Annotated in this window: 15 protein-coding genes and 1 tRNA gene; 9 read left to right on the top strand and 7 right to left on the bottom strand. The window is 32.2% G+C overall.

Annotation, left to right across the window (positions count from 1 at the left end):
- Positions 1 to 494 precede the first annotated feature (494 nt).
- The 6 genes from vgrG (at position 495) to Q0910_RS26800 (ending at position 9,266) form a co-directional block, all read left to right on the top strand.
- Complete coding sequence (vgrG, locus tag Q0910_RS26825; protein WP_299223471.1) at positions 495 to 2,285, top strand: type VI secretion system Vgr family protein; 1,791 nt, start codon at positions 495 to 497, stop codon at positions 2,283 to 2,285.
- A 36-nt stretch (positions 2,286 to 2,321) separates the two neighbouring features.
- A complete protein-coding gene (locus tag Q0910_RS26820; RefSeq protein ID WP_299223469.1) occupies positions 2,322 to 3,116 on the top strand; it encodes a hypothetical protein in 795 nt (264 codons plus the stop codon).
- Between the two features lie 3 nt (positions 3,117 to 3,119).
- Positions 3,120 to 4,118 carry a peptidoglycan DD-metalloendopeptidase family protein gene (locus Q0910_RS26815; protein WP_299223467.1) on the top strand — a complete coding sequence of 333 codons (999 nt, stop codon included), beginning with the start codon at positions 3,120 to 3,122 and terminating at the stop codon, positions 4,116 to 4,118.
- Positions 4,118 to 4,795 carry a hypothetical protein gene (locus Q0910_RS26810; protein WP_299223465.1) on the top strand — a complete coding sequence of 226 codons (678 nt, stop codon included), beginning with the start codon at positions 4,118 to 4,120 and terminating at the stop codon, positions 4,793 to 4,795. The genes Q0910_RS26815 and Q0910_RS26810 overlap by 1 nt, the downstream gene beginning before the upstream one ends.
- 28 nt (positions 4,796 to 4,823) lie before the next feature.
- The gene (locus tag Q0910_RS26805) at positions 4,824 to 7,760 is read left to right on the top strand and encodes a toxin VasX (protein ID WP_299223463.1); all 2,937 of its coding nucleotides are present in this window, start codon (positions 4,824 to 4,826) and stop codon (positions 7,758 to 7,760) included.
- A 192-nt stretch (positions 7,761 to 7,952) separates the two neighbouring features.
- Complete coding sequence (locus Q0910_RS26800; RefSeq protein ID WP_299223462.1) at positions 7,953 to 9,266, top strand: hypothetical protein; 1,314 nt, start codon at positions 7,953 to 7,955, stop codon at positions 9,264 to 9,266.
- A 57-nt stretch (positions 9,267 to 9,323) separates the two neighbouring features.
- Here the strand turns inward: Q0910_RS26800 and Q0910_RS26795 are convergent, their stop codons facing one another.
- Together Q0910_RS26795 and Q0910_RS26790 are read right to left on the bottom strand one after the other, a co-directional pair.
- Complete coding sequence (locus tag Q0910_RS26795) at positions 9,324 to 9,977, bottom strand: response regulator transcription factor (protein ID WP_299223460.1); 654 nt, start codon at positions 9,975 to 9,977, stop codon at positions 9,324 to 9,326.
- Positions 9,961 to 11,877: a sensor histidine kinase gene (locus Q0910_RS26790; protein WP_299223459.1), complete on the bottom strand. Its 1,917-nt coding sequence runs from the start codon at positions 11,875 to 11,877 to the stop codon at positions 9,961 to 9,963. Before Q0910_RS26790 ends, Q0910_RS26795 begins: the two co-directional genes overlap by 17 nt.
- A 315-nt stretch (positions 11,878 to 12,192) precedes the next feature.
- Between Q0910_RS26790 and Q0910_RS26785 the strand changes: the two genes are divergently transcribed.
- The 3 genes from Q0910_RS26785 (at position 12,193) to Q0910_RS26775 (ending at position 14,855) form a co-directional block, all read left to right on the top strand.
- Positions 12,193 to 13,494 (top strand): cytochrome ubiquinol oxidase subunit I, encoded by a 1,302-nt coding sequence (locus Q0910_RS26785; protein WP_299223457.1) that lies wholly within the window; start codon positions 12,193 to 12,195, stop codon positions 13,492 to 13,494.
- A 3-nt stretch (positions 13,495 to 13,497) separates the two neighbouring features.
- Positions 13,498 to 14,535, top strand: coding sequence for a cytochrome d ubiquinol oxidase subunit II (locus Q0910_RS26780; RefSeq protein ID WP_299223455.1), 1,038 nt, complete (start codon positions 13,498 to 13,500; stop codon positions 14,533 to 14,535).
- Between the two features lie 245 nt (positions 14,536 to 14,780).
- Positions 14,781 to 14,855, top strand: a tRNA-Pro gene (locus tag Q0910_RS26775).
- A gap of 396 nt (positions 14,856 to 15,251) precedes the next feature.
- Here Q0910_RS26775 and Q0910_RS26770 read toward each other — a convergent pair.
- From Q0910_RS26770 to Q0910_RS26750, 5 genes are read right to left on the bottom strand one after another with little or no spacing between them, the layout of a single operon-like run.
- The gene (locus tag Q0910_RS26770) at positions 15,252 to 15,485 is read right to left on the bottom strand and encodes a hypothetical protein (RefSeq protein WP_299223453.1); all 234 of its coding nucleotides are present in this window, start codon (positions 15,483 to 15,485) and stop codon (positions 15,252 to 15,254) included.
- 47 nt (positions 15,486 to 15,532) lie between these two features.
- Positions 15,533 to 16,276, bottom strand: coding sequence for a hypothetical protein (locus Q0910_RS26765; protein WP_299223451.1), 744 nt, complete (start codon positions 16,274 to 16,276; stop codon positions 15,533 to 15,535).
- A 6-nt stretch (positions 16,277 to 16,282) separates the two neighbouring features.
- Positions 16,283 to 16,939 carry a hypothetical protein gene (locus Q0910_RS26760; protein WP_299223449.1) on the bottom strand — a complete coding sequence of 219 codons (657 nt, stop codon included), beginning with the start codon at positions 16,937 to 16,939 and terminating at the stop codon, positions 16,283 to 16,285.
- Complete coding sequence (locus Q0910_RS26755) at positions 16,939 to 17,913, bottom strand: hypothetical protein (RefSeq protein ID WP_299223447.1); 975 nt, start codon at positions 17,911 to 17,913, stop codon at positions 16,939 to 16,941. Before Q0910_RS26755 ends, Q0910_RS26760 begins: the two co-directional genes overlap by 1 nt.
- A gap of 3 nt (positions 17,914 to 17,916) precedes the next feature.
- The gene (locus Q0910_RS26750; protein ID WP_299223445.1) at positions 17,917 to 21,048 is read right to left on the bottom strand and encodes a hypothetical protein; all 3,132 of its coding nucleotides are present in this window, start codon (positions 21,046 to 21,048) and stop codon (positions 17,917 to 17,919) included.
- Between the last annotated feature and the right edge of the window lie 7 nt (positions 21,049 to 21,055).

Genomic DNA, 21,055 nt, shown 5'->3' with positions numbered 1-21,055 from the left:
AAAGGAAATCATGACAAATTTTATTTCATTTAAAATCAATTGGAGTGTTTTAAGAAAGTTTTTACAAGAATTACCAGCGGCTAGTAGCCACGCAATTCATAGATAGACTTTCATAAACCTAAACCCCAAACAAAATGTTTACAAAGTACTTTTAATGACTGGATATAAATTCTATTTTATATCCAGTTTTTTCTTTCCATTAAAGTTGAATCAAGATAATTCTCATCTAATTTCTTTCAAGCTAATTTGAGTATTTTATGGGTAACCCTTAATTTCTTTAGTAGCCAGCCATTGCTATTTGTAGTGGTTTTCAGGGGTGTGTTTCCACTGAATATCTGGTTGATTTGCCTCCATTAGTTTTCTAAATTTGAAATAACCAATACAGAATTATTGTTTATTCTAAGTACTAATTTTATTGTCATAAAATATTTTAGTGAAGGAATAGCAGTTTGTTTTTGTAATTGGGGTACACAAATTAATTTTAAAACTCAACAATGGCACTTCAATCTAATATTCAATTGTTTATTGGCGGAGTTTCTATAAAGGCATTTAAGGAACTTACACTTAAGCAAGAAATTGATGATCATCACACGCTCGAAATATTATGTCGTAGAGACGTGTTAGAAAAAAAATCCGATCTAAACGAGGATGAAAGCAACGACTTTTTGGGGCAAACTATTATTCTTTCTGTCTCATCCTTAGATTCTTTAGATATCTATAAAGAACTAAAATTTAATGGCGTAGTCGCAGAAGTAAAAGTGACTAATGGTTTTCATCAATCCATGGGAGATTCTATTTTGATTAAAGCTAAGAGTAATTCAATACTAACAGATGATGGGCCACACTATGCGTCTTTTAGTGATGAGAATTTAGAATCAATTCTAACCAGTGTTTTTCAAAAATATGATCGTTCAAAGTTAAATACCACAGTATCTACAAGATCAAATGATGCTTTGCATTACTGTGTTCAAAATGGAGAAAGCAGTTTTGAGTTTGCAAGTAGATTATCTGCTCAATACGGAGAATGGTTTTATTATGATGGAGAAAATTTAGTGTTTGGAAAACCTTTAGATGCTGAAGAGACCACATTAACGTATGGTTTTGATTTACAAGAATTCTCCAGAAGTTTACACCCTAGATCCAATAGTTATTCCTTTTTTACTAATGATTATTTAAATAATGAAAAACATGAGGTTGCTACTACAGAAATTAGTACTTCGATAAACGGACATAACGGATATGCTTCTAATAAAAGTAAGGATATGTTTCCTCATAAGTCTCAGGTTTTTCTAAATACGTATAATGATACACAAACGAAGCAGAGACTCAATAACCTGGTAAAAGAGCAGAAAAAAGCCGAAGAAATTAAACAGGTAGTTGTTACAGGTAAAAGTGATAATCCAGGAGTAAGTTTAGGGAAAATTGTAAAAATAAAGCAACAAAATAGTGACCAAAACACATATAGAATTATTAAAGTAACTCACACAGCTACAGAAAATGGTAAGTATGTAAATCATTTTGAAGGTGTTTCTGTAGATGACGATGTATATCCTCATACAAATATTTTTATTCATCCTAAAAGTGATACACAAGTGGCAACAGTTACTGATAATGTTGATCCCGATGGAATTAGTCGGATAAAAGTACAGTTTCACTGGCAGAAGCCACTAGGAGAATATACGCCTTGGCTTCGATTAATGACACCTCATTCTGGAGGAGAAAAGGGTTTTCACTTTATTCCAGAAATAGGCGAGGAGGTATTGGTTGGTTTTGAAGGAGGTAACGCAGAGAGACCTTATGTTTTAGGCACACTCTATAATGGAAATGCAAAATCTGCCGGATGGAAAACCAATAATAATGATATTAAAGCAATCAGAACCCGAAGTGGACATATGATTGAGTTTAACGATACCGAAGGAAAAGAGTTTATTACCATCATAGATCAAAATGCTAATACTATTCATATTGATACTGCTAATAACAACATAACGATTACAGCTTTAGAGAAAATGACATTGAATGCTAAAAATTTTGAAATGAATGTAGAAGAAGATGCTACATTCAATGTAGGTCAAAATACCAAAATAAAAACAGCAATGAGTTACGAAAACTCATCTCGAAGCCATACAAATACGGTAGAAGATAATATGACTACATCAGTAGGAGGTGAATTAGTTCAGAATAGTGGAAATGCAGAAATTCAAAGTAAACAAAATATGAAAATTGCCTGCGGTGCCACAGCTTCGTTTCAAGGAGGAGGAAATGTGAAAATTAGTAAAGGATAATAAAATATTTTTAGTAATACCAAGAACACAAATCATATGATACAGACTAAATATACTTTTATTTCAGAGGAAGCTCATATAGCCTTGCCTAAACAAGGAAAATATGACTATGCTATTGAAAGTTCTTTTCCAATTAATTATTCAAGAAATATTTTGGGTTCTCTGAAGAGGGAAATTTCAGTAAAAATACAATCGGATGAAAATCAACCATATATTCGTCTTATAAGTATTAATGTACGAAATACTTATTTCCGGTTTTCTGATGGATCTTATGCGATGAAGGATATTTTAAAGAAAATAGCTTCTATATACAATAACCTGGTATTAAGAGTTTCTTATATCGGAAAAGTTATGGCGATAGATAATATGTTGGAATTACAAGAGGTATGGAATAACATAAAAAAATATGTCCAGCATAGATATAAAGGAAACCAAGTTGAGGAGTTGATTTTAAATATGGATGAAATTTTGAGTTCAGAACGGAAATTGATTGATGAGATTTCATTATATCAAAATTTCGGTGGACTATTAAAACCACTATATAGTGAATATATTACTGATAAGATAACATCAATATCCCAAGAGCTGAATACTAGATATGGAAAAATTATTGCTACAGAAGAAATTTCATTACAATCCTCTAGAAATGTAGGAGAGATAGCACTAAAAGTTAAGGCAAATCATCCTGAAAATGAAGAATATTTAACTATTGATGGGCTTTATAGTTTTAAAAGGCCAACTGATTTTTGGTTGCAAAATGCGGTTATTTCTATTGTTGAAAAATATGGAAGACAAGAATACCAAAGTATTTATACTTTAAAACAATTATAAGATATGGCTGGTGAATTTGTTAAAAATGGAGCTACGCTAAAATGTCCATTATGTTCTGGTAGTGGTAAATTAATGGTTTCTCATTCACAAGTGAAATTACAAGATACGCAATGGGCAACGGATGCGGATAAAAGTAAAACAAACCTTGTTTTTGGAGGCGTTTGTAAAAAATGGAGGAAAAGCCCTCCTCCTTGTGCTAGTGTAATTTCACCGACAAAGTGGAAACGAACTGCAGATGGAGTGGCGGTAGACGGAAGATTAGCATTACTTGCCGCGTCTACTATTAAATGTGCAACAGGAGGAGTTCCTATTTCGATAGCAAATACAGCACAAATAGATGTCCCTACGGATTTACCGGATACCGAAGAACAAGAACAAGAAGAAGAAGTTGTTAATAGTGTATGGACCGATCCTATAGAAAATTCAGAGATAACATTATATACTTTTTCTGGAAATTATAAACCAAAAGGAAGCACCTTTGGTAGTGTAAGAAGAAATCGAGATGGTAGCGTTCGAAATCATACAGGACTGGATATTTTTGCAGAAACGGGGACGACACTTTATGCTTGTTTAGACGGAGTTATTGATCAAATTTATACTGGACCAGGTTTTGGGAAAGTAATTGTGTTAAAAATTACAAATGTAGATGACCTTAAAAACGCTAAGAACGGATACTCGTTACAATATGGTCCTGATGAAATCGAAAAGGGAAATGCTTTTAATTATGATGGAAAGATTTTCTTACGTTATGCGCATGTGGAAGAAGCTTCAGTAAATGTAGGTGATGAGGTGAAATCAGGTGACGTGATCGGAAAATCTGGGGTATCTGGAAATGCGAGCGGAACAAGAGCTCCTCATTTACATTTTGAAATTGCTAACGTTGCCAGATCTAGAGGATTAGCAAATAAAATCAATCCTGCATTCTTTGTGAATTTAAAGTTAGAAAACGATGCAAATCAAACGCATCAGCAATTAATAGCACAACAAGCGCATAGAGCATAATGAGATCAATACATTACTATATAATTTTAAGTTTTCTTGCTATTTGTGCTTGTGGTAAAAATTATAAGCCTCAATTACAAAACGACACGTATGTAGCATCAAGTAATATTGAGAATAATGAATTAACTATAAAAAAAGAACAAACGCAGGAAAAAGAATACCCAATAAAGTATGAGTTAATACAACCAAGAAGTATATCCAATTCCAAAGGTAATGATAGTATAGAAGTAGAAAATATAATTTCAATATACAATATCCAGCTTATTACGGGATTGCTTAAAGAAAGACCAAAGGAAGGTATTCATCTGTTCGTAATTAACGATAACGATAACGTAATGTATACATCTAAAGGTCAGCAGGATAGTTGGAGGTTACAATTATCAGTTTATAAAGCAAATAATACAAATCATTTTATTGTATTAGGAGAAATAGGTGCAGAGGAAAGTTGGGGAACTTATTTGTATTGGTATAATGGAAAAACCTTTACAGAAATAGATTTTCTCGATTATGTTGCTCTAAATTCATATGAAGAATACGAAAGTATTATTCCTTTCATAATTCTAGAAGAAGAGAAGAAAAAACTACTAGTAAAATTTAAGGAAGATATATTTCTTTTTGATAATAAGTCAAAGCAGAAGGTGAAAGGGAATCAGGTCATTTTAAGTTACAATAAATAAAATAGTCTAACTCGATAATATTAAATATATGAGCGGGCATCAACAAAATACACAAACTCAAACATCAGAAACGGAAGATACGTTGGCAGGAGTAAATCAAACTACGCTAGTGACCAATGAGGCCGAAGAGTTTCATATAGAGTTTAACGATAAGATTAGGCTTTATTTTTTACGTTATGGATTGTTTGCAAAACATAATAAAGATGAGCATTTAATATCTCCAGATTCTAAAGAAGATCAAGAAGAATCACTAGTGCTTCCTACTTTAGAAGTTGCACCTCCTTCATTAGAGCATTTTGATGTGGGTAGAACAGCATTAAACTCAGGGTATTTATATTTATTTGATGAAGAAGATAAAGATTTATTTTATGAATATGAACTACACGTTGATGGTAGGGCACAGACTATTTATGAACCTGTTTACGAAGCAGGGCAGAGAACAAATAATGGAAATTTAGAAGATAACCGTATTTCTTCCGGTGAGTTTGAAACAAAAAAAGAATTTGTAAAAGATCAAATCCTCTGGGTTGGATATTCTCAGGTACAATGGACAGGAAAGTATCATAGAAAAATGTTAGATGCTGGACCCGATGAAAGAAAAAAGAAAGGTCTTGTAAGAGTAAACTGTGCAGGTTTTCCAGATGGTTTCGGTCAAGAGCATGTATTACAGCAAAGTCAGGTAAGAGCTACATTTAGAGAAGATCAAAAAGCATCAGATACCTGGTGTGATAACATACTAAACCAAATTAATGTTTATGAAAATAAAGTAAAACCAGATATTAAAAGAGACATGTTCATCGTGTTGCCTGATCCTATTGGGTGTGCTATAGATGTAGCTTTTGCTACTAATACAGAAGTTATTCAACTTCGGGCAAATTTGGAAGGTATGAAATATGCTATAAGTCCTGAAACTGTATATCAAGCGATGCAAACCGATTCTAATGAGTATGCGCGGGGAAGAGAAGATCAGGAAGCAATGTTTATGTTGGCTCTTTCTTCGTATCAGATGGTTTATAACGATTCTGATAATGTTGGTAGATATGATGGAGGAGATTTGAACCCCACATTTTGGGAGCAAATTTCAGCTGGAATTGCAGCAGGAGCAACTCCAATGCCTCAAGAGACATATGAGGTTATAAATGATCAGGTTGGTATTGATAAAAATAAACTAGTAAGTGCTTTAGGAGTTGAAGAAAGAAAAGAGCACAGAGCCCTTATTAATGAGCTAAGAACAGATTTAAAGAAATTTTTAGAAAGTGATTACTATAAAAAAGCTTATCAAATTCACAATGGAAATGATGTAATGGCATTTACTGTTGGAAGCTATTCTATCTATCAGTTATTCAACGTATTATATCTAAACCCCCACGACATAGATAAATCTTTAGATTTAAAGGATGAGTATGAAGAGGACCCGTTGATAACCGATTCGTTTATAACATATATCGATACTTATAAAGGAACAAGTTTATTCGAACTATTAGAACAAGAAATCGATATTACAGAAGAAATTATAAATCAACACCCGAGTATATCAAAAATCTTTTTTCAAGTTGCAGAATACAATATTTCTTTAAGAGTCCAAAAAATATCTTCAATGTTAGAGTCATTTGAAGATATAAGAAAATCTTTGGATCGGTTAAATATTAGTGGTCGAAGTTTTATTCAATACCAGAATAGTGGAATTCCTTCCGGAAATTTAACTCCGCAGCTTAGTATTATGGGGCAAAATTTTCAACAACGTCCTTCAGGACTTATTGTTAGAAGTAATCAATTATTATCAGGTAATGGGACACCAATTCAAAGCCCTCCAATGAGTAGGATAAATATTCCAAATACCGATAATTTTAATATAAACGGAATAACATTTAGTCGAAATAATTTGAAAGGATTGTTAATTGTGATTGATTTGTATAATACTTTGTTTATTATCAGCAATTGGTATCAGAATCCTAATAGAAGAGACGCTATAGACTTTTTTAGATCGGCAGCGACAATTGGTGATGCGATAATGGATTATAGAGCAGCAGTTAAGGGTGTTGACTTAAGTAAAAACACACTAAATAGATTGTTTAAGGTAGCCAGTGGTGGACTTTCGATGGGACTTTCTGTATATGATGCTTTAATAAGTACAGCCGCCAGAGATCGTGATGCAACCATAGCCCATTCTATTGCCGCTTTAAGTTCAGCTATTGCACTTGGAGCAGTGGTTATAGGTTCAGGAGGTGTTGCCTTGCTTTTTACGATAATCGCTTTTGGGTTTACATTTTTAGCAAGTTTATTAAGAGATACTCCTTTAGAGTCTTTTTTTAAAAATTTTGCATTTGGAGACACAACTTCTTTTGATCAAAATGGTATGCTTGCTTGGGAATACAACGCTGCGTTTTATCCTCTAAGGGAAGTATATTCTAATCTATCCAGATCTGGACATTCAAGATTCGAAGAACTGAAAAGTTTCACAGATGATCTAGGAGCGTTAACGGATATGGTAACTCAGACAAAAGTAACTATTGTATCAAATAGGGTGGTGAACCAGGGATTCGGTTCTGGAAGAAGTTATAGTGATCAATTCACTGCTACCATAGAAGTAAATAATATTATTGATGGAATTTCTGAGAATTTAGACTTGAAAGTTATTTACAGATCAGGAATATGGCGTGTAGAAAATCCAGACCTTAATGTTCAGTATTTTCAACCAATGAGACTTGGAAGTACCGATAGAATAACAAAGGTTAGAGTAAATTTTAATATTTCTGGTGATTTTTTAGAACATCATTCAAATGTGTATGGCGATTCTTTTGGAATATGGTTTTTATTTAGATTTAAAATTGATAGCTTAAACTCTTTCCCATCGAAAAGAAGTGATGGAAAAAATTATTATTATAAAGTGTCTTATTCTTTGTTGTCGGATAATGACTCCGGTAAAACTAGAGAAGCTGATATTATAGCTCTTGAGGATATTTAGAAAAATTAGATAGAGTTCACCTATTTTAGATATAGAACTTAAATAAAGTACGTAACTAATCACTTCATCATATTAATAGTGGTTTTCAGGGTGTGCTTTCTATGGAAATCATGGATGTATACACTAGTCCTATTTTCTACTTTTGGTTAAGAGATACCAACACAAATAATAAAACTCTTAAAACCAAAACCAATGAAGGGCTTATTAACCTATAACTATCTACTTCTTATAGTATGTAGTTTGATTGTATTTTCTTGCTCTAAAGAAATTGACGGATCAGATGTTATTCTACTAAATTCTGAAAATGAGATATTAGAATTTACATTTCTTGCACAAGAAAATGGTGAGTTGGATATAGATGTTACTGCTAATATAAATAGGGAAGATAAAGTTGTGTCTGTTGTACTACCTTATGGTACTCCAATAAGCTCATTAAAACCTAACGTTATAGTTTCTGAGAAAGCATCCATCGTTCGAGATATTAATGTCTCTTTAGACTTTTCTACTCCAATTATATACAGCATTCTGGCAGAGGATGGTACAGTTTCGGATTATATAGTAAGAGTACGAGTAGTAGCAAGTACAGAACGAGAAACATTATTGACAATTTTTGATCAAAATCCAGATAATCTTTTAGGATGGAATATAGCGAGTGAAGATATTTCTACCTGGGAAGGTGTAATTCTTGTAGATGACAAAGTAGTCGAATTAGAACTAGATGAAAAAGGATTAACAGTATTACCTCCTGAGATTTGTGATTTATTTTATCTAAAGACATTGTCGTTAGAAGGCAATATGATTACCGAAATCCCACGGCAGATACAAGATTTGTCAAGTAATCTAAGAACACTAAACCTTGGAGAAAATCAGATAGAAATAATACCGAAAGAATTTTTTAGCTTAACTAAGTTAACCGACTTAAGAATGTTTACAAATTTGTTAGTAGAAATACCTTCTGATATTAATAAGCTTACAGAGCTTAGGTATTTGAGTCTTTCTAATAATTCTTTAAAAACATTACCCTCAGAATTGTTTGAACTCTCTAAGTTAAATTCACTATTTATTAATAGTATTGAATTATCAGAAGTACCTGAGGGAATAACAAATTTATCTCAATTAACAGCTTTAGGAATATCTTCAAACCCTTTGGGTATTATACCTGATCAGGTTTTAGATATCGAAGCACTTACTAGATTGGACATCTACAATGCAGGTATAAGTACTATTCCTTCAGAAATAACAAGGCTCACTAATCTAAAACGACTTCAGTTATCTGGAAATAATTTAACGGAAATAAATAAAAAGATTGGTGATATGTTCTCATTAGAATATCTATTACTAAAAACAAATACTATCGAAGAGATACCTAATACACTAAGTAATTTGATTAATCTTAAAACCTTAGATATAACAGAAAATAATGTGATTGTTATACCCAATGCTATTTGTGATTTAGCAAATACAGGTACAGAGATATTAATAGATGAGAACGTGGTCTGTCAATAACCAAATTACATATCGTTAATGACAGTAAGCTTTTAATCTAATTTGTATTTACCAAGTTTAATCGACTAATCCCAATTTAATTGCGTGTTTGGCCAAACCAACTACATTTTTTACATTGAGTTTAGAAATCAAACTGGTACGATATCCTTCTATAGTATATTTACTTAAAAAAAGCTTATCTGCAATCTCTTGGGTAGTATATTCCTTGGCAATTAATTGAAGTATTTCTTTTTCTCGCTTACTTAGATTTACTTCATTATTTTGTTTCTGCTCGAAAATACTCCTTGTATATGCTTCTTTTATACTATCCGAAAAATAATTAGAACCATTTAAGATGGTTTCGATAGCTTGTAGAAGTTCTTCTTTTTTAGCATTTTTTGGTATATATCCATTTACATCAGATTGAGTTAATTCATAGATCTTTTGAGGTTCGGATAGCATGCTTACTATAAGTGTTTTTATAGTAGGATGATGCTCCTTGATATGATGATTAAGAGCTACTCCATCCATTTTGGGCATATTAATATCTAGTATCGCCAGGTCAATTTGATCTGTAGTGTTGATATCCAAATACTTTTTTAGATCCAAGCCATTACTTGCTGTATAGGCAATATCATAATCTGATTCGTGAGATATGATACTTAACAGACCATCTAAAAACATTTTGTGGTCATCAGCTACCACTAACTTATATTTATATTTTTTTGTCATTTAGTATAGTAGGTATTTCAATACGTATAGCCGTTCCTCTATTAATTGCAGAATCGATATCTATTTTTGCCTTTAATAACGCTAATCGTTTTTTGATATTTTGCAAACCAATACCATTCATTTCTTTTTTAACGTCAAAACCAATACCGTCGTCTTCAAAAATAATTTCAATAGAATCTTGGTAAGCATTAAGACATATCTCGATTACTTTTGCTTTAGCATGTTTTAAAGCGTTTGTCATCAATTCCTGAATGATTCTAAAAATTTCAACCTTCTGATTATCATCAATGGTATTGATTTTTTCTATTGGATGTGGTATAAAGGTAATGTCTGGATCTGTAACTTTTTCTATCGTGTCTATATATTCACTTATATAATTAGCAAAAGCTGTCTGACTGATTTTTTTTGGAATAAGGTTATGAGATATTTCACGTACTTGCTGATATGTGTTATCTAGTTGATCAATAATTGTATCTTGAAGCTCTTTACCCTTTTTTATATCAATCATTTGTAGTTTTATTGCCGCTAGATTTCCACCAATGCTATCATGTAATTCTCTTGCAATTCTATTTCGTTCTTCGTTTTGAGCAATTACATAAGTGTTTGCAAGTTTTAGCTCTTGTTCTTTAAGAAAAGATGTAGTTTTCTGTCTATTAATCTCTTCTTTTTGCGCATTGTATTTAGTCTTTACTTGTAATTTTTGATAATAGACTAGTAGCAAACCAATAATAGGTATTAAAACAATAATAAAACCAATAATATAAAATCGTTTTAATAAGCGTTGCCTTTTAATTTCAGCTTCTTTTACAAGCTGGTCTTCTTTTAATAATAAAATCTCTTTTTCCTTTGTAGCTGTTTCATATTTTACTTCAAGTTCTGTAATCTCCTTTTTTTGTTTTCTATTATTTAAAGAATCCTTAAAAATATGATATTGAACTAGTGCGTCATTTGCAGATTTGTGATCATTTGCATCTTTATAAACAATCGCTAGATTATCATAAATATTTCTCTGTATTTCTAGATTAGAAATTTCTTTAGCTTTTGCTATTGTACTCGTAAGCATTTGTATTGCATCAGAGTGATCACCGAGAATTCCTATTACTAATGCCTTATGAGTAATGGCATTTAAACTTTTATCTACAAAACCGTGTTTGTCAGCAATCTGTTTACTTTTTTCATAATAATCGATAGCCTGATTATATTTTTTATTTTCATAAAGTATTGAACCTAAGTTGAGTGCTATTGTAGCAGAAACTTTAGGATCTTTTTCTGGAGGCATCATTCCAAATGCTTTGAGAAAATATTTTTCAGCATTTTCAAAATCTTTCTGGAAATAATATATAGCACCAATGTTCACATAATTACCATAGATTGCTTGTTCGTTTTCGGCAGTATCAATACTTTCCTGTAAAAACCGTATGGCTTTATCATACTCCTTTTTATTGGCATATAGCAATCCTAAATCAGACTTAACCTTAGTTACCATATCGAGGTAATTTATTTCTTCCGAAATTGTAAGACTTTGATATAGTAACTCTAAAGCATCATCTATTTTACCACTTCTTCTATAACTCGATCCCAATAAACGATATGCTTGGGCTAAGTATTTTTTATTTCTGAGATGAATTAAGGAAGCCCTGGTATAATACATCGATGAGTCTACAACACCAATAGAATTAAAGTAACTACCTAAAAATAGTTTTGCCTTTGCTTTTATAGAATCTTGATATTTTTTACTCTTAGAAATTTTTGATAAAACAGTGTATGAATAATTTGGATTGGTATTCAAAGAGTCAATTGCTTTGTCAAGTTTTGTAATTGCTGATTCTTGTCCGAAGCAGAGAAAAGTACCCCAAAAAGAAATAAGTACTAGTATTTTTCTATAGTGTTTACTATCCATTTCAGCCTGTGTGAATATAATAAATTGGTCTCTTTGCTAAGGTAAAGATTCGAGGGGTAAGTTGTATTAACAAAACTTATATTTAATAAAACTTAACATCTTAATGTTTTTAAAAGTTGATCATTGATGCAACTTTTAGACATATATAATAACGGATATTTCTGGTATTAATTTTTCGTTTCTGATTTGTTCAAAACTATTTCTTCAAAAGCCTAATAATAAAAGAAAAGACAGGTCGTTTTTCTTCTTAAAACGATCTTTGGGTTGTATCTTTATAGGGTAATTAAAATAATCTTCTTTCTCTAAATATTTTCTATGGAAAACCTTGATGCAGCAAGACTCCAAATGGCATTTACTTTAATATTTCATATTGTTTTTGCTTGTATTGGTATGGTGATGCCTTTTTTTATGGTAGTATCACATTATAAATGGTTGAAAACTAAAGATCAACTCTATTTAACGCTAACCAAAGCTTGGCAAAAAGGAGTTGCCATCTTTTTTGTAACCGGTGCCGTTTCCGGTACAGCTCTGTCGTTTGAATTAGGGTTGTTGTGGCCTGAATTCATGAAACACGCAGGACCTATTATAGGAATGCCGTTTTCACTCGAAGGAGCAGCATTTTTTGTGGAAGCAATTGCATTAGGATTCTATCTTTATGGTTGGAACAAACTACCAGAAAAATTTCATTGGTTTACAGGAGTCATTATTGGATTGTCGGGGGTAGCCTCAGGGATTTTAGTGGTGGCTGCGAATGGATGGATGAATTCTCCAAGTGGTTTTGACTATATAGACGGACAGTTTCTTAATATTGATCCGGTACAAGCTATGCTAAATCCAGCTTGGTTTACACAAGCATTACACATGACCTTAGCAGCCTTTACTGCTACAGGATTTGCAGTAGCAGGAATCCATGCATATCAGGTATTTAAGGGAAGAAGAGTAAAACTGCATACCAAGGCATTTAAAATCGCAATTACCTTTGGAGCGATTGCAGCCATTCTGCAACCCATCAGTGGTGATATTTCCGCAAAGGATATCGCAGAACGACAACCTGTAAAACTTGCTGCAATGGAAGCACATTATAATACAGAAAAAGGAGCTCCTTTGTATATTGGCGGTATTGTAAATGCAGAAACTCAGGAAGTGAAATATAAGCTGGCCATTCCTGGAATGTTATCGTTTTTAGCATTTGGTGATTTTGATGCTGAGGTGAAAGGATTAAATGATTTCCCTGAAGATGAAAGACCTAATGTACCTATCGTTCATTATGCTTTTCAAACAATGGTAGGTATTGGAGGAATATTAATGCTGGCGGGACTTTTATACTTCATTTCTTTAAAAAAGAAGAAATGGTTTACTAATAATAAGTATTGGTTGCTTTTTGTAATATTAGCTCCACTTGGATTTATAGCATTAGAAGCAGGATGGATCGTAACAGAAGTTGGAAGACAGCCTTGGATTATTCATAAAATAATGCGGACTAAAGATGCAGTAACACCAATGCCTGGAATTGTATTTAGTTTCTACACTTATATAGTGGTATATGTTACGTTGTCTATTGCTGTAACCTGGTTAATGATTCGTCAGATCAAAGTTCTTAATGCTAAAAATAATTAGTTTATGCTATACGTTGTATTATTCTTTTTGATATTCTCTTTATACTTATATGTGGTTTTAGGAGGCGCAGATTATGGCGCCGGCATTGTAGAGTTGTTTTCATCAGAAGAGAATCAAAAAATCACAAAAAAAACGATCTATAGAGTTATGGGGCCTGTATGGGAAGCGAATCATATCTGGATTATTATTCTGATTGTGATTTTATGGATCGCTTTCCCGGCATATTATAATATATTGGTAGTGAATCTGCATATCCCTCTTACTATAGTTTTATTAGGAGTCACACTGAGAGGAGTAGCCTTTGTTTTTAGACATTATGATGCGGTGATTGATAATTCTCAGAAATTGTATGATGCCATGTTTAAAATATCAAGTCTGATTACACCTATATTTTTAGGAATGGTTTTCGGAGGATTGATTAGTGGAGAGATTAAGCTTACAGAAGATGTAAGTACCTTAACTTTTTATGAAGCTTTTGTAAGACCATGGTGTAATGTTTTTAGCATATTAGTTGGATTATTTTTTGCATCACTTTGCGCTTTTTTATCTTCGGTATTACTTATTGGTGAATCTGAACCAGGAAAAGAAAATATTTATGTTAGAAAAGCGACTATTGCAACTATTGTGGTTTTTGTAATGGGGTTAATGACTTTTATCTATGGATATACTAATGAATCTACTTTTGTAAACGGATTTATTAAGGATCCATATGCAATTGGAGCTATGGTAATTTCTGGATTGTTGTTGATTCCTCTTTGGATCACCATAAAAAAGGGTAGGAGAGTATTAAGTAGGCTTTTTGCAGGCTTACAAGTGTTTTTGATTTTGCTAGCAGCATTTGTATCTCATTTTCCTAATATCATTATTACAGAAACGCACAGTATTAGTTTATTAGAAAATATAGCACCAGATAGTGTAATTAATGTTTTAGGAATATCGTTAATTATTGGTGGCGCAGTAATTCTTCCAGGACTGTTTCATTTGTTGAAATCATTTAAGATGATTAAGATTCTAGAACAACATAATAATCCTTCAGTTTAATAAAAGTATTTTTATATTTGTTTTACAAATTCGGATGTGGCCCTTCGTCTTCGCTCAGGACAGGCTGCCACTGAACTTTTTATTTTTATAAGAAGTAATTAGTAGAAATTAATGTATCGAGCTTAAAATTATATATTCGGGATGTGGCCCTTCGTCTTCGCTCATGACGGGCTGCCCCACTGAACTTTTTCTCTTTATAAGAGTAATTAGTGAAAATTAAAGTATCGAGCTTAAAATAATATATTCGGGATGTGGCGCAGTCCGGTTAGCGTACACGGCTGGGGGCCGTGTGGTCGCAGGTTCAAATCCTGTCATCCCGACAAAGAAAATCCAATTGCAAAAACAATTGGATTTTTTATTTCAAAACATAATCAAGCTTGCTTGAAGTTATGTTTGGAAATAAAAAAGATAAATTAGGCGATAATCTTAATTGGTTTTCTTGAGCACCACTTCCTTTTTCAGGATCAACGAAGTTAATCCTGTCATCGCGACAAACAGAAAGCACGAAAATCAAAAGATTTTCAGGCTTGTTTGTTTTTGAATGTTGGCAACTATAAGCTGATATAAATCACAAAACAGATAAGACTAGGAAAAGTGAAACCTTTCTGGCTATCAACTAACATTGTTTTGATACCTCGATGACTCAGCCTAGGGGGTAGTTCATTCTTTGATTGCAATAATAAAGAATTAGAGTAACTTTTATTTATAAATAGACATCATCGTTCATTTTCATATGTTTTCCAGCCATATCCCAATAATGGAATTAGTGAATAGAGTAGTATTGCTTTTTCTTTATCAAAATTACTTGGATTTCGTTGAAACGCTTTTTTCTGTTTTTGCAACCAACTTTTTTCTGTGTTTTTTAATACTCTATTTTTTTCAATGGCTATTCTGATAGACGAAGTTCTTCGTCTAGCAGTTTCTATCATAATATCTTGTCTCTTTGCCATTGAGTTTTCAGTCTAAATCGATATCTCTAAATTTTAGCCTATTTTGATTATTTCCGACCTGTTTTTCTTATAACAACTTTATAATATGCCCAACTTACCCAAGAAAATAAGATCAAAAAGAAAATACTTAGTACCAAGTATACTATTCCGTTTTCAGAAGAAACTGTGTGAAATATAAATTTTATAATGTATGTTGAGCATATTGTAATAATGCCTAAAAAAATAAAAGGAACTATCACATAAAGTGCCAACAACTCTATCTTTTTTAATATCCTTTCACCAGATAAAGAACCAAGTATATATAAAATACTACTAATAATTATAATGAATACAAGTACGCAGGACAACACAAATAAGCTACTTGTTATTTTCGAACTTAATGAAACTTCAATCAATTTATCTTTTTCTTCATTGTAAACTAATTTAATTGGATCACCAATGTTGTAAGTACTAAATGGAGATTGATCAATTTCTTGAATAATCTCTGAAACTATAATGGTTTTTGCGGTTACTACTTGCTTATGGTTTTCTAAAGATTCATCCCAAACACTGGTAACATCAATTATTTCTCCTTGACGAACTTCTAGTGAGAGCTGATTCGATAGGTCATCTAAAAATCTAGGAAACAATAAGTAACAAAACCCAATCGCAATAAAATAAAGAACAAATAGATAAATAAAATTACCTGATTTTGAAGAAAAGACACGATGTTTCTTGTAAATCTTTGAACTTAAACCTAGGGCAAGTACTGCAGAAATTATAACCAACAAAAAAAAAGAAACTGAAAACATTATAATTTAATTATTTCTTTCATCATCTATTATTGGTACAGTTTCTTCTGTGTCTTCTATTTGATGCAAATTTTCTCTTTGAGCTTCAATCTTTTTAAATTCATCTTTATTGAAGTAATAATATAATTGCATTAATAGAAAAATTTTAAAATCCTGATCATTGAAGTATTGATCCGAGTACATTTCTCTAGCTATTGATTTGTAAAACTGAGATTCTTCTTCTTCTGTCGTGAATTTAATTTCTTTATCTATTCTTAAAGAATCAATCTTCCTAAAAAACACTGCATCAGCTTTTAATAATTCTTTAAAGATAATTTTTTCTTTAACTATTTGAGATTTCTTTTTAAAGCATTGATCATTTTTAGAAAACACACTCATAGAAATACCATTATCAGTATATATTTGATCAATTATTTGTCTTTGAGAAAAATTAAATTCTGAATTGTATGAATCAAATAATGAGATTAAGTGTAAATCTAGATAAATGTCATTTTCATCTATTATTTTATTCGCTGTAAGTTCTTTTTCTATTGTAGAGAACCAATCATTAATATTTTTATCGATATCAAAGCACGAAAACAATAGAGAAGTATCTTGTTGCGCATAACTATTTGTTAAGCAGCACAAAAAGACAAGAACAAATAATCTAAAGTTTGATTTCATTATCTAATAATTTCTAATGCTCCTCCTTCTTTTGGGCGGTGAAGGTTTACATTATAAATTAATAATTTTTTTCTTCCATTTTTGTTCCTGTAACTAGCATGCAAGGCATATTCTCCTTTATATTTATCGTCGGTTCTTATTAAAGCTACTACTTTACCATTACCAAAAAATTGAAGTTTGTAATTCTCTAATAATCTAGATTGGTATTCATTTAAGGAGAAGTCTTTTCTATACACATCCAAATCTTCTTGTACTGATAAACTATCAGCATATATTGCTTGTGCCATTTCTTTTTGTTTGGTATAGATCATAGAAAATAAAGTTTCTTCATCTTTATCTGCGATAGCTTGTCCATATTTTTTATACGTTGTAATAACTTCCTTTAATAATTCATCTTGATCTTCTTTGATTAAGTCCTGTGATTCTGACCAACCTGTCATTGTATAAGGCACTTTTGCTTCAAAAGTGCCTGTATATTCGGCATAAGGTAAACCATGTCCGTCAAAAACAGGAACATCTTCTGCTCCTTCATCATTAGTTCCTTGTTTAGTAGGCGTATTGAAAGTAAAACCTTCATCTAGGATATCAATACCACCTTCTTTAAAACGGACACCCGATATTGCAAGTTTAAAAGATGTTTTTTTTACCAAACTATCCATAAAAGTACCGTCCTGTTTACGTTGTGGATACAAGCGTAAGGTATAGGTTTGTAAACCCGGTTTTAATATTTTATAATTAATAGGGAAACTAGTGCCTATACCTCCCGTATCATAGTAGCTATAGACCATCATATCATTAATCAATAATTCAAAACTACAATCACTATTATAAAAATCCGCTTGATAATTTATAGCTTCGTTTTTATGTTTTACCTCTTTGTAGACTTGGCTAATTTCTTGTGTCATTTTGTTAGGTTTTTCTTGACCACAACTGCTCATGCTAATAGCAAATAGGCAGATAATGAGTTTTTTCATAATTTAATTATCATTAAAATAAAATTTAGTAACGTCTTGTGCTTTTTGTTTGTCAATTACTCTGTACTTAAATTCTGCTTTACCTCCTAGTTTCTTTTTTTTAGGATTTTTTTCTAGTTGATCTAAAGTTATATCTTCATCATCTAAATCTCTTTCCTTTACAATTTCAGCCTGAGCTGTAGCATACCCTATTAGTTCTAATCCTTCAAAGGTATTCTTTATATCCATATAAAAGCCTTTAGTATCCGCAGCAATTTTTGCGTGGACGGAATCAGATGCAGTAGCACTTACTCCAACAGCTCCGGTAAGTATTACCTGATGTTTTAGAACACGAGCTGTTTTCATTGCTTTGATGCTCGCTTCTAGCTTTATGGTTAGATTACCCTTTAAAGTAGCTAATTCTGCTCCAGTAGATTTTGCCGTATCTGGATTAAAGCTATTTTCTTTGGTTAATGTATTAATTTCTCCTTGAAGGTATCCTCCAAAAGTACCTGTTGCCGTTAAATCACAAGTAATTGCACTACCATCTCCAATCATACTCATAGCTATATCCGCTGCTGCAATTAGAGCTAATACTGCGGGATGGGCTCTTTGCGCCAGAGCAAGAAAATCTAGTTTAATTTCTAATCCAATCAGAGGACTTGCGTTAATTTTTCCTTTTAGTACCGTGCCTACTTTATGCCCCATATTTGCAGTAATATTGGCATTTGTTGTTTTGGTTCCTTTTAAAAACCATTCAAAAGAAAAGGACAAGCTAGGGTAGATAATTCTAAAAGTAACCAGGTTACGATTGATATCTATTCCCGCTTTCTTACCTTTTTTCTTTAGGTTTTGTTGAAGGTTATCCCTATTTCTGTACTTTTTTAATAGTTTTTCTTTATCCTCCGTTTTTTGCTTATCGAGAGCCTTTTGCGATGGATATTTATCTTTTGGATATGTTTTATTTTTAAGCTGTTTTATTTCTTTTTCGTTATCCTGTAATTTATCTAATGCTTTTTGTACGTCAGGTTGATTTTTTATTTTTATTCGATCTTCTTTTTCTTTTTTCTTGGCAGCCTTTTTTGCCTTTTCTAAGGCCATCTGATGCTTGGAATCTGGCTGGTCATGATCAGACTCAGGATCTTTTTTCTTTCCAAGTACTGTATCCTTTATAAAACCTCCAATATCATTTAGGTTATTCATAATAGGATCAATCACATTCTTAAAAGGGGCAGATAAGTCATATTCATCCTGTTTAGAAAAAGCTGTTTTGTCAGAATATTCAGAAAACTCTTTGTTTCTGTTAAAAGCTACTTTTAATCCAAAATCCCAAGAACCATCCCCACTCTTTATAAATCCTTTAGGAGCATCTTTTTTTTCTTTTTTTGTTTGCCTTATACTATTACCCCAACCTAATTGTTTTGATTTATCTGCCTGATTTAGATTCAGGTATACAGACCATTTCACATTAGGATATGTGTTTACAACAATATCTCTATTATATCTACAGCTTTGTGCTGATATAGAATAAGGATGTGGTCGTATACTACCTGTCCATAAATATCTCAATATGAATGGAAGTGGTGTTGGTATTCCCCATAATCTTATTGCATCTGTATTGTATGGATATAAAGCATAAAAAACAAGTTTCGTCTCTGTATGATCTAACACCTCTATTATTCTGGTATCTAAAACTTGCCCTTCATTCGTTCTTTTGAAATTTACATCATTAACTGAGGCAGTATACCCTAATTCAGTTGACATTTTTTTTAGCTGTCTTTCAAGAAAACTTTCAAGTTCACTTTTTTTATCAGAAGCTGTTACTTTTTTAATAAACTCCTTAGGAATATTAAAAGAGAGCATATTGTTTTTATGTTCAGCACCAGATGTTGTCTTAGGTATATTTTCTGATATACAAGCTTTGGGTGTTGTTCCTTCTTTATCATTTGAATTTATCAAATCGATAATTACTTTTCTCCTATGTCCATTCCCTCCGGTTACTATTTCATAAGGTTCAAAGTCAGGTTTATTAAGTGGTTTTTCTTCAAAAGCTACATATGTTCGCTCTTTCTTATCTTTATTAAACTCGCTTACTTCTATATATTTATAATGGCAGGGATCAATTCCTTTAGATTCCATCAGCACACTATCTTCAATAACAACAGTCTTTGGCGCGTAATCGGGCCTTGATTCTGCTAATTCATCAGGCTCTGGCAATCTAACTTGCAAAGGTTCAGAAATATAATTTGGGTCATATCGGTTTGGACGTAAGCCATACCATACGTCTGATATTGCGTATTTTTCTAGTCTTGGATGATCAACCAGAATTCTCAATTCTATAGAATCTCCCCACATTACTTTATATTTCTCCCAAGTTTTGCTTAGAGATATTAAAAATGTGAGTGTCCCGTCAATTCCAATAGTTTGATTATATTTTTGAAAAGCATCATAGTTCTCAGGAAATACCAATTTGTCATGTATCGACTTACCTTTCCATCTTTCTATTTCTTCGCCTTTCTTTCTATTATGATTTGTAATTCTTTCATTAGAATAATTTTCATGTCCGTCAGAATAAAGCAGACTGGTGTCTCCACCCCGATCATCCCAAATAGAAACTCTGACCTGTTCCTCGTTGAGTCCTGTAGTTTCTAGTTTTAACATAACCCATTGACCCAAGTACTTTTCTTCTGTTATTTCACTGCCATCAGGGTTTAACCAAGTTGCCTTAACAGTTGGTGGAGGTGGTTCAAAAGTTATGATCATACTCAGAGCATCGGTTGTAGAACAGCCTGTTTCAAAATTTGCTGTTTTTTTAAATGCCTCTATCCAATATCCTTGTTTTGATTTAAACCCTTCTTTAACCGATAGTGTAACACTAGTACTACTTGCTCTATCAGTACTTGGTTGCTTTATACCATTTTTTGTCTTACTCCAGTTAAAAGAAGTGCTTTTTTCTATATCCCATAAGTCCCAAAAAAAACCATCGAACACACTGCGATCAGAAGACGAAAACATAGGTTCGGTTTGATATAACTCTAGCTTAACCTTGGCACTATCTTTTAATACTAAATGCCTATTATGCTCATCCCAGCTAACTACTTTTTCTGGATTTTTTAAATCTTCCTCTATTACTCTAATGGCAAAACCTCTGGTCATTATTATG

The sequence above is a fragment of the uncultured Aquimarina sp. genome (assembly GCF_947495315.1).
Taxonomy (GTDB): Bacteria; Bacteroidota; Bacteroidia; order Flavobacteriales; family Flavobacteriaceae; genus Aquimarina.
This window is presented reverse-complemented; position numbering and strand designations above follow the sequence as displayed.

Excerpts from the sequence above, each read along its gene's own strand:
- Q0910_RS26800 (WP_299223462.1), top strand. The coding sequence starts at position 7,953 with ATGAAGGGCTTATTAACCTATAACTATCTACTTCTTATAGTATGTAGT.
- Q0910_RS26805 (WP_299223463.1), top strand. The coding sequence starts at position 4,824 with ATGAGCGGGCATCAACAAAATACACAAACTCAAACATCAGAAACGGAA.
- Q0910_RS26765 (WP_299223451.1), bottom strand. The coding sequence starts at position 16,276 with ATGTTTTCAGTTTCTTTTTTTTTGTTGGTTATAATTTCTGCAGTACTT.
- Q0910_RS26750 (WP_299223445.1), bottom strand. The coding sequence starts at position 21,048 with ATGACCAGAGGTTTTGCCATTAGAGTAATAGAGGAAGATTTAAAAAAT.
- Q0910_RS26785 (WP_299223457.1), top strand. The coding sequence starts at position 12,193 with ATGGAAAACCTTGATGCAGCAAGACTCCAAATGGCATTTACTTTAATA.
- Q0910_RS26820 (WP_299223469.1), top strand. The coding sequence starts at position 2,322 with ATGATACAGACTAAATATACTTTTATTTCAGAGGAAGCTCATATAGCC.
- Q0910_RS26760 (WP_299223449.1), bottom strand. The coding sequence starts at position 16,939 with ATGAAATCAAACTTTAGATTATTTGTTCTTGTCTTTTTGTGCTGCTTA.
- Q0910_RS26780 (WP_299223455.1), top strand. The coding sequence starts at position 13,498 with ATGCTATACGTTGTATTATTCTTTTTGATATTCTCTTTATACTTATAT.
- vgrG (WP_299223471.1), top strand. The coding sequence starts at position 495 with ATGGCACTTCAATCTAATATTCAATTGTTTATTGGCGGAGTTTCTATA.
- Q0910_RS26770 (WP_299223453.1), bottom strand. The coding sequence starts at position 15,485 with ATGGCAAAGAGACAAGATATTATGATAGAAACTGCTAGACGAAGAACT.
- Q0910_RS26755 (WP_299223447.1), bottom strand. The coding sequence starts at position 17,913 with ATGAAAAAACTCATTATCTGCCTATTTGCTATTAGCATGAGCAGTTGT.
- Q0910_RS26790 (WP_299223459.1), bottom strand. The coding sequence starts at position 11,877 with ATGGATAGTAAACACTATAGAAAAATACTAGTACTTATTTCTTTTTGG.
- Q0910_RS26795 (WP_299223460.1), bottom strand. The coding sequence starts at position 9,977 with ATGACAAAAAAATATAAATATAAGTTAGTGGTAGCTGATGACCACAAA.
- Q0910_RS26810 (WP_299223465.1), top strand. The coding sequence starts at position 4,118 with ATGAGATCAATACATTACTATATAATTTTAAGTTTTCTTGCTATTTGT.
- Q0910_RS26815 (WP_299223467.1), top strand. The coding sequence starts at position 3,120 with ATGGCTGGTGAATTTGTTAAAAATGGAGCTACGCTAAAATGTCCATTA.